Source organism: Amycolatopsis sp. NPDC114484 (genome assembly GCF_055633755.1).
This window is the reverse complement of the sequence record NZ_JBVKDQ010000019.1, coordinates 183,348-193,085: the sequence shown is the minus strand read 5'-3', so window position 1 is coordinate 193,085 and position 9,738 is coordinate 183,348. Positions and strand designations below refer to the sequence as shown.

The 9,738-nt window shown below is 69.7% G+C and carries 5 protein-coding genes; 2 read left to right on the top strand and 3 right to left on the bottom strand.

From position 1 onward, the window contains the following. Positions 1-208 precede the first annotated feature (208 nt). From ACZ7SW_RS35565 to ACZ7SW_RS35555, 3 genes are all read right to left on the bottom strand, one after another. Positions 209-2,464, bottom strand: a complete 2,256-nt coding sequence (locus ACZ7SW_RS35565; RefSeq protein ID WP_470234751.1) for a protein kinase domain-containing protein — start codon at positions 2,462-2,464, stop codon at positions 209-211. Positions 2,465-2,661: 197 nt separating this feature from the next. Then, positions 2,662-3,654 carry an ArsR/SmtB family transcription factor gene (locus ACZ7SW_RS35560; RefSeq protein WP_470234750.1) on the bottom strand — a complete coding sequence of 331 codons (993 nt, stop codon included), beginning with the start codon at positions 3,652-3,654 and terminating at the stop codon, positions 2,662-2,664. Between the two features lie 430 nt (positions 3,655-4,084). After that, the gene (locus tag ACZ7SW_RS35555; protein WP_470234749.1) at positions 4,085-5,503 is read right to left on the bottom strand and encodes an FAD-dependent monooxygenase; all 1,419 of its coding nucleotides are present in this window, start codon (positions 5,501-5,503) and stop codon (positions 4,085-4,087) included. A gap of 711 nt (positions 5,504-6,214) precedes the next feature. Between ACZ7SW_RS35555 and ACZ7SW_RS35550 the strand changes: the two genes are divergently transcribed. After that, positions 6,215-7,435 carry an MFS transporter gene (locus tag ACZ7SW_RS35550; protein WP_470234748.1) on the top strand — a complete coding sequence of 407 codons (1,221 nt, stop codon included), beginning with the start codon at positions 6,215-6,217 and terminating at the stop codon, positions 7,433-7,435. Positions 7,436-8,467: 1,032 nt separating this feature from the next. Next, a complete protein-coding gene (locus ACZ7SW_RS35545; protein WP_470234747.1) occupies positions 8,468-9,712 on the top strand; it encodes a serine hydrolase domain-containing protein in 1,245 nt (414 codons plus the stop codon). Positions 9,713-9,738: the final 26 nt, after the last annotated feature.

The window sequence follows — 9,738 nt, the reverse complement described above, 5'->3', positions numbered from 1 at the left end:
CACAACTCGTCGGGCACCAATCGTCGCGACAACTCGTCCATCACAAGTCATGATCATGCTCGCACCTCAACCGCCATCCAAGTGAGACACGCTCTAAGCCGATTTCTGGGAATGTCGACAAGAGACTTGCCTTGTGCATCCGCGGTGCCGTCCTGGATGACTGCGACGTTGCCTTTGGCCGTGGCAGGTACCTCGTGCTCTCTGCCGGTCAGTGCGGCTGGGAAAGATCGCCGGGCCGGAAGGCGTCCGCTGTGGTGCTTACTGGCGTGTCGAGTTCGTTCTTGTGCTCGCGCGGGTAGATCCAGCGCAGCGAGGCCGTCGAGCCCGCTCCGGAGAAGCCTCGTTCGTAAAAGATCTTGCCGTCGCTTTGGTAGCCGGAAATCGAGTAGTGGTCGCCTTCGTCCTTGCGGTAGGTCACGCGGCCGCCATTTGCTTCTGCTTCGGCGGCTGCCTCGGCCAATGCCGCTGCGGAGGTTCGGCCGCCTGAGTTGGTGCCCCAAACGGTGAGGGTGGCGTCGAGGGCGGTGTTGGTGAACGTCATTCCGTCGCCGTTGTCCGGGCTGTAGGACGCGGCGGTGTAGCCCGGCGGCACGCGTGTCGTGAAACCGAACCGGGGGTTGGTGTAGGTGTTGCTGACCGCCGGGGAAGACGCGGAGGTTGGTGGGGGCGGGGACGAGGAAGCTGTTGTGGCGCCGAGCATTGTCACGAGTTTCGGCTGCAGCAGATCGGAGATTTCGGCGTACGGAACGGTCACGGTTTCTTTCCCCGCCGCCGTGATGCAGCCGAGGTCGTACCACAGGATTTCGAATTCGGCCCCGGCCTTGGTGAATCCGATCGAGGCTCCCGGAACGTGACCGCGGCCCGGGACCTGGTCGGCGGCGTCGATGGTGGCTTTCCGGCCGTTCTCGTCGACGGACGCCAGCTGGCAGAAACCGTTCCTGGTGTGCGGTTCGATGCGGTCGGTCAGCGTTTTCATCCCGGCCGCGGTCAGCGCTTCGGGCCGGAACATGTCCTGGGGGCCGAGCGGGTTTCCGGTGGTGAGGTCGACGGTGACGGTTTCCGGGAACCGCCACGTCGTGTGCCCCAGCACTTTCGAGTCGAGGTCGTGGTCGTAGCGGACGGAAAGCAGGCTCGGGGTCTGCAGGAGGATTCGCGCGGTCGATCGCGCGGCGGGCGTTTCTCCTGATTCGGCGAACTGCTGCTGCCAGTCCGGATAGGCGCGTGCGTCGCGGATGGCCTTCAGCCGCTTGTCGATCGGGGCGCGCAACGCGTCGTTGATGCGCTTCCGCACGGCGGCGTCCGGCCCGCCGGAGACTTGCGGGTACTGGAGGCTGTAGGTGATCGGCTGGGCCTGGTCGCGTCCGGAATCGGTCTGCATCGCGACGGTGAGCGCGGCGGGCGCGGGCGGGTCGTCCTGGCGGTTGAAGACCAGGATTCCGCCGGTGACCAGCGCGCCGACGACCACCAGCACGGCGACGACCTTGCCGACGATCACCGCGGTCGCGCCTGCTCCGGTGCCGGTGGCAGGCACTCCCGCCGCCGCCACCGCGCCGGCTCCGACCGGTGCGGCGGCCGTGCCCGCGGTGGTCAGGAGGGCTAACGGGGTGAGCGCGGTCAGGGCGGCGGCCGAGGCGGCCAGGCGCTTCCAGCCGCGTTTCTCCCAGTCCTTTCCGTAAGCCTTGCGTGCGACGGTTTCCAACTCGGCCACGAAAGCGTCCGCCGTGGACGGTCGCCACGCCGGATCCTTCGCCATGCCACGGGCGATCAGCGGACGCAGTTTGTCGGGCACCGTGTCGAGCGGCACTGGAGCCATCTGGTGCAGCGAACGCAATTCGTCAGTGGTCGTGGCCTCGAACGGCTGGTGTCCGGTGATGCATTGGTAGAACACGCAGGTCGCGGCGTACACGTCGGTGGCGGGCTGGCCTGGCTGCCCGGCCCACTGCTCAGGTGCCATGTAGGACGGGGAACCGGCGGTCAGTCCGTTGTGTCCGTCCAAAGTGGCCAGTCCAAAGTCGACCAGCTTCGACTGGCCTTCCCTTGACACCAGGACGTTTCCGGGCTTGTAGTCGCGATGGACGACTCCGGCGGCGTGCGCGTCGGCGAGACCGAGCAGCGAACCTTTGAGAATGGCCAGCGCGGATTCGGGGGCGAGAACGTTTTCCGTCGCCAGGAGCGCGCGCAAGGACACGCCGGGCACGGCCTCCATCACCAGCGCCGCTCCCTGCGGCGTCTCGATGAAGTCGAACAATCGCACGACATGCGGGCTTCGAACGCCGGACAGCAGCCACGCCTCGCGCCGGAACCCGGCGGCGAGGTCCGGGTCGGCGAGGTACTCCGCGAGGAGGTACTTGATCGCCACCATACGGCCGGATTCCTGGTGCTTGGCCAGCACGACGCGCCCGAAGCCGCCGACGCCGAGCACGTCGACCTCGGTGAACCCGGGCACCTGCCAGGTGTCGCTCATCCCCGCCGCTTCCCCTCTCCGCGAGGCCGGTCGCGGTCGGCGAGATCGTACTCCGGAAATGTGGCATCGGGTGTGGAGTTGTCACATTTGTGTTTCGGTCGAGGGAAGCGCGGGGTCCGGACCGTCTGGGTGCGGTTTTCGCGGATCGGAGGGGCTCGGCAGGCGCGTTCCGGCTGATGTTTCGCAGAGCGGGGGCGTCACACTTGCGGCTCGGGCGAGGGGTTCAGCAGGCGTATTCCCTGTTCGGTCGTGCGGTAGAGGACCGCACGACCGGACCGCTGCCCGGCGACCAGGCCGCTGTCGCGCAGGACTCGGAGGTGTTGCGAAACCGCGCTCGGCGACACGTGCAGGGCTTCGGCGAGGTCGGTGGTCGTGGCGGGGGAGCGCAGGGTCTCCAGGAGTTCGGCCCGGCGCCGGCCCAGGAGGCGGACCGCGGGTGCGGCGGGACGGCGTTCGGCGGCTGTCCACAATGCACCGCTGCCCCGGGCCGGGTAGCGGATCGTGGTCTGGGTGGTGGTGTGCAGTTTGATCATCACCCACGGCGGGCCGAGCACGACGGGCGAGAGCACCAGCCCGCCGGCGGGCCGTCCGGGCGAGGGCCGGTGGTCGCCGTCGAGAGTGAGATGGCCGCTGGACCAGTTCAGTCCGGTGTGCAGGTCGGCGAACAGGTGGCCCGCGCCGCCGTCGGCCCATTGTTTGGCTCGGTAGGCGATGTCCGCGTCGAGGACGGCGCGCAGCCGGGCCCAGTGCGGGGCGATCAGACGGTCGTGTGCCTGGCGGAGTTCCCCGGCGATCGCGCGGAGCCCGGCCGCGGGATCGGCGGCGAGTGCCCGGGCCGGGGCGGGCAGGCGGTCGCCGAAGACGCCGCGCAGGCTGCGCCGGACCTGGCTCGCGGTGGTCCGGCGCATCGCGGCCAGCGCCTCGTCGATCGTGCTCGCCGCGCGGGCCGGGGCGGGCAGCAGGAACTGCGGCCAGCTGGTCCGGCCGGTGACGAGCAGCGGCCAGGTCCAGGCCAGGTCCAGCGGACGGGCGGCGAGTTCGTTCGCGGCCCAGCGGGTCCAGCGTCCGTGGCGGGCCGGGCCCCAGCGACCGGCCAGGGCCTGCAGGCCGGAGACGGTCTCGGACAGCGGCGAGACGGCGAGCCTGGTGGCGGCCAGGTCGTCGGTGCTCAGGTCGAGGGTCAGCGACACGTCGCGATTATGCGGCACTCGGCGGTGGTCCGGGGGAGATCGGCGGGCTTGTCCGGCCGGTGGGGGTTGTGGCGGACTTGCCTGTGTGGTGTCTCCGCGGTGCGGCGGGTTGTTCGGCGGGAGCGGTGGGTTGTTGAGTCTGCGCGTGTGGTGTCTTCGTTGCGCGGCGGGTTGTTCGGTGGGAAGTGGAGGGTTGTCGAGCTCGCGCGTGCGGCGTCTCCGTTAGGCAGCGGGTTGTTCGGCGGCAAGTGGTGGCTTGTCGAGCCTGCCTGTTCGGAGTCTCCGTTATGCGGTGGGTTGTTCGGCGGGGAGCGGTGGGTTGTCGAGCTTGCGTGTGCGGTGTCTCCGTTGTGCGGCGGGTTGCTCGACGGGAAGCGGTGGGTTGGTCGAGCCCGTGCGGCGTCTCCGTTATGCAGCACTCGGCGGTCGCTCAGCCGAGCGCGTTCGGCTTGCCGAACCACCGGGCGAGATGGTGGTCGAGATCTTGCTGGTCCTCGCCGACCCAGGCGACGTATCCGTCCGGGCGCAGCAGGACGGCCGGAGCGTCCAGGGCCGCGGCGGAGTCCGTGACTAGGTCGACTCGGTCCGCCCAGCGGTCGGCGTTCAGTCGTTCGGTGCGGTCGAGCACCAGGCCTCGGCCTTGATGGAGGCGGTCGTAGAGGCGGCCTTGTTTCAGGTCGAGGTCGGGGAGGCGGCGGCCGAGCAGGTCGGGGCCTTCGCCGAAGTCGTAGCGGAGGTCGATCGCGGTGATTTTCCCGATCAGGCGGCGGTTGACTTCGTCGAAGTCCATCAGTTCGGCGAGCAGCCTGCGCACGGCGCGCGGGCCCGCTTCGGCGGACGACAGTTCCATCTGGGCGCGGGTGTTGTCGAGGACGTCCGCGGCGACCGGATGGCGTTCGGCCTGGTAGGTGTCCAGCAGGGGGTCCGGGGCCCAGCCGCGGACCTGCGCGGCGAGCTTCCAGCCGAGGTTGAACGCGTCTTGCACGCCCAGGTTGAGGCCTTGCCCGCCGGTGGGCGGGTGGATGTGCGCGGCGTCGCCTGCCAGCAGCACCCGGTCGATCCGGTACCGCTCGGCCAGGCGGGTGGCGTCGCCGAAGCGGGACAGCCAGCGCGGGGAGTGCACGCCGAAGTCGGTTCCGGCGATGGCGTGCAGCTGTTGCTTGAAGTCCTCGAGCACGGGCGGCTCAGCGCTGATTCCCGCGGCCGGGACCACTACGCGGTAGACGCCCTCGCCTACCGGGCTCAGCATGAACCGCTTGTCGGTCTCGCGGATCTCGGCCACCTTGGCGGCGATCTCCTCCTGCGGCGCGGTCGCGGGCATCTCGCCCATCAGGGTTTCGGTTCGCGAGGGTTCGCCGGGGAAGCCGACGCCGAGCAGCTTGCGCACTGTGCTGCGCGCGCCGTCGCAGCCGACGAGGTATCGCGAGCGCAGCCGTTCGCCGTCGGTGAGCTCGACGGTCACGCCGTCCTCGTCCTGCTCGAAACCGGCGACCGCGCGGCCGTGCCGGACCTCTGCGCCCAGCTCGATGGCGTGGTCTTCGAGCAGACGGACGACGACTGGCTGCGGGATGCCCAGCAGGTAAGCGGAATCGAGGCCCTCGGGCGCGGGTTTGGGGATGCCGGCGAAGATGCCGCCGACTGGACGCTGCCGTCCGCGTTCGAGGACCCGCTCCAGCAGCCCGCGCATGGCGAGCTGTTCGAGGCTGCGGATGTGCAGGCTGACGATGCGGGCGAGCGGGAGCGGTTCGGTTTCCTTCTCCAGGACGAGGACCCGCACGCCGTGCAGCCGCAGCTCGGCGGCGAGCGTCGCGCCGGTCGGTCCGCAGCCGGAGATGATGACGTCGATCATGAACCACCCGTTCGTTCGGTTCCTGTGGTCGCGGCGTGGCTGGTTGAGGCGTGTCGGGCCGATGGGGTCGCGGTGCGGTCGGTCGCGGGCCGGCTTGTGGTGGTTCGTCCGGTTGTTGTGGGTGGGGTTGTGGGACGGCTGGTTGCGGCTTGGCTTGCGGTGGTTCGCCTGGTTGTCGCGGTGCGGTTGGTTGCGGGCTGGCTTGCGGTGGTTCGCCTGGTTGTCGCGGTGCGGTTGGTTGCGGCTTGGCCTGCGGTGATTCGTCTAGTTGTGGCGGTGCGGTTAGTTACGGCCTGGCTAGCCGTGGTTCGCCTGGCCGACGTCATATGCGGGGCCGCGGTGCGTTCGGCCGCCGGGCCGGGGTGCGCGCGGTTGGCGTGCACCCGCCCGTCGTGCGCCTCGCTCCTGCGTGCCCTGCTGCGGTTCGCCTGGCCCAGGTACTCCTTGCCCCACCCACTCAGCCGGGGCGTGCGCGGCGGCAGTCGCGCGCTCGGCCACCCGTCCAGGTCGGCCGTGCGGCCGCGGACGGACGCTTCGGGCTGATTCCGGATTCGCGCAGGACTTGGCATCGGCGGGTCAGTCTGCGGCGCCGGAGATCCCTCGGCAAGCGAAATACCACGACCGCCCGAACCACCACACCACGAAACATTCGATGTAGCCCCAGCCTACATGATGGCGAACACATGTTCGAGCCGGGAACCATCCCGGGCCATGAACGAACGCGACTCCCGGGCCAAGCTCCCCGCCGCGTACTGGCGGTTGTGGTGGGCCTCGGCGGCGGACAACGTCGGCGACGGGGTCTTCGCGGCCGCCGTTCCGCTGCTGACGGTCACGCTCACCCGTGATCCGGTGCTGGTCTCGGTCGTCTCGGCGGCGACGTACCTGCCCTGGCTCCTGCTCTCCCTGCCCGCGGGCGCGCTCGTGGACCGGCGCGATCGGGTCGGGCTCTTGTGGCGGTCGCAGGCGGTGCAGGCGGCGATCGTCGCGGTGGCGGCGGGGCTGATCTGGCTGGGGCGGATCGACATCGCGGGTCTGGCGGTCATGGGGTTCGCGCTCAGTGCGTGCGAGGTCGTGTTCGCCAGCGCTTCGCTCGCGGTGGTGCCGGACCTTGTCTCCGAGACGCAGCTGCACCGGGCGAACGGCAGCCAGTACGCGATCGCCAATGCCGGGCAGTTGTTCGTCGGGCCGCCGATCGGGAGTCTGCTGTTCTCGGTCGCGGCGGCGTTGCCGTTCGGCGTGGACGCGGTGTCGTTCGTGGTGTCCGCCGTGTTGCTGGCGACCCTCCCGCGACACCCGTTGCCGCAGATCGCCAGGCCGCCGAACCGGGTCGCGGTGGGGGAGGGGGTGCGCTGGCTCGGGCGGCACCGGTTGTTGCGCACGTTGGCCGGGCTGCTGGCGGTGAACACATTCTGCTACCAGTTCGGCAACGTCGCAGTCGTGCTGCTCGCGACGCAGATCCTGCACGTCAGCGAGCGCGGTTACGGCGTACTGCTCGCGGGGGCGGCGGTCGGGAGTGTGCTCGGCGGGATGGTCAACGCGCGGGTCGTGGCGAGAATCGGGGCGCTGCAAGCGTTGCTGACCGCCTTGATCGCCAACGCGGTGATCTTCGTGCTCATCGGCACCAGCCCGAACGCGGTCGTTCTCGGTGTCCTGCTGGGGGTCAACGGATTCGCCACGACGCTCTGGAGCGTGGTCACGGTCAGCCTGCGCCAGCGGGAAGTGCCGACGGAGCTGCGCGGGCGGGTGCACAGCGTCTACCGGATGCTGGGCTGGGGATTGATGCCGCTGGGGTCGCTGGCCGGCGGGCTGGTCGCGGACGCGTTCGGCGTCCGGGCCGCCTATCCGGTGGCTGGCGCGGTGCGGGGGATCGCGTTGGCCGCCGCGTTGCCGGTGCTTCTTTCGGCGATGCGGGCCGGGAAGCCCGCTGAGTGACGGGCGTGCGGTAAATGCGGGGAAATGTCCTCAGTGGACGTATTCCGGCATCGCATGGGCCGAGAGTCAATCATCGGGCAACCGACCGTATGGTTTCCTTTACCGTCCTTTTTGGAATAGTCCTCTTATTGGCAGTTCGCCGACAACGGGCATTTCCTGCGCGCCGCAGAGAAGGCGGTTCCGCTGTTCGGTTATTGGTCGGGGAGAGGCTGCAACGTTTCGGACGGCGGGGGCGACTGTGCGGGCGGAGGTGCTTGTGACGGAATCGACAGAGGCGCTGCGGACTCGGGCTGGGCCGGAACACGGGAAGAGCGGCCGCGGGAGAGCGAGTTGCCGCATCGCGAGAGCTACTGGCGTCGCGCGCCATTCGTGTGGTCGCCGGACGGCGGTGAATTCCGCTCGGCGGGAATCCTCCGGAACCTTCCGGTGATCGGCTGAGGTTTAGCGGGCGGATTCGCGGATTCCCTGAGATCGACTTGTCGTGCTACCTGTCGGGAGTCTTTTAGGCGACGGGCGACCGTGATCTTTTCCCCGGATGCGGCCGAATCCGGGGCAGCGGCCGTGATGTTGCTGCGGTCGGGGTAACGGCGACCGCCGTTGGCACCACTTCTTTGGTGGTGATCGTCGATTCGGCGGCCCGCGAGACAGCGGGTTTACGCTGGTCGGCGCAAGGGGAATCGGTGCGGTGCGCGGGGTGAAGATCGTCCGAATGCGAAGGTGGATCATCCGCTTATCTGTGTGTTGCCCCGAGGTGTGAGTCCGTTGTTCATATTTTAGAATGGTCTCGGCAATGTGTGACGCTGGGTGTGAAGCGGCGTATGCGGGAGTCCTTCGTTTGGCGGTTGCTGGAGCGCGACGGCGCTAGGCAGGGTATGGATTCCAGCGCGGGTATGGGCTTGATGGCGTCCGCGTTGTGCTGGGGCTAGTGCCGCGCGAGCGGGGGGCAATTCCTCGAGCGGCTCCTACGAGTATTCGAAAGGCCTGGTCATGCACTCCCGGAAAGAAAGTTTCGAAGTCCCGAGACCGCGCCCGGTGCCTGGCGCCGGCAGTGCGGACCGGCTGGCCGCGGTGCTCGCGCGGCTGGCGGCGCGGCATCGGGTGCCGGGAGCGCAGGTCGCCGTCTGGTCCGCCGGCGAGACCGCAATGGTCCAGACCGGTGTCGAGAGCCGCGGAGTGCCGATGCGGGAGGGCTCGCGGGTGCCGATCGGCTCGATCACCAAGGTGGCGACCGCCACGCTGGCGATGATGCTCGTCTCCGACGGCGACCTCGAGCTGGACCAGCCGGTCGGCGAGGTGCTGGGCGACCCCGGGATTCCCGGAGCGCTGACCCTGCGCAGGCTGCTGAGTCACACCAGCGGGCTGCCCTCGGACCCCGCCGACGCCGCCGGCTCGGCCCGGAAAGAGGTGCGGTCCGCGGAGTTCGTCTGCGAGCCGGGGACCGCCTTCTCCTATTCCAACCTCGGCTACGCGCTGGTCGGCCAGCTGATCGAAGAGGTCACCGGGATGGGCTGGCGCGAGGCGGTCGAGTCGATCCTGTTGCGGCCCTTGGAGATCGAGCCGGTCTACGTGGACAGCCCGGGCATCGCGACCGGGCACGCCCGCGACGGCGGGCGTCCGCTCGCGCAGGTGCTGCCGCCGATGCTGGACCCGGCGGGCGCGCTCGCGCTCAGCGCCCGCGACCTCGTCGCGCTCGGGCGGGTGCACCTGGGCAAACCGGGGCTGCTCGACGTCGTGACCGCCACTGACCTGCATCGGCCGGTGCCGGCCGCGGAACCGTTCGGCCTCGCGGACGGCTGGGGGCTGGGGCTGGCCTGCTTCGGCGACGAGGAGTTCCGCTGGCTCGGACACGACGGAACGGCCGACGGCACCTCGTGCCACCTGCGGATCGACCAGGCCGGCGCCTGCGTGCTCGCGCTGACCGCCAACGGCGCCGGCGGCACCGACCTCTGGCACGACCTGGCCGGCGAACTGCCGGAATTCGGTCTCCCGCCCCAGCGCGCCCAGGCCGCGGATTCCTTCCCGATTCCGTTTCCAGAAGACGATTTCGGCAGCTATCGCAACGGAGCGATCGGATACACGATCCGGCCGGACACCCGCGGCGGCGCGTGCCTCGACGTGGACGGCGACGTTTTCCCCGAACTGACCCGGTACGCCGACGGCACGTTCACCGTCCGCGATCCGGCGACCGCCCGGGCCACCCCCTGCGGCCGGTTCCGCGGCGAACCCGGCGCGGCGGCCGCCGTCGAGATCGGCGGCCGGCTCGCGCGGCGGTGCTGAGCGCCTTCGAACCCCTCGTCCCCACC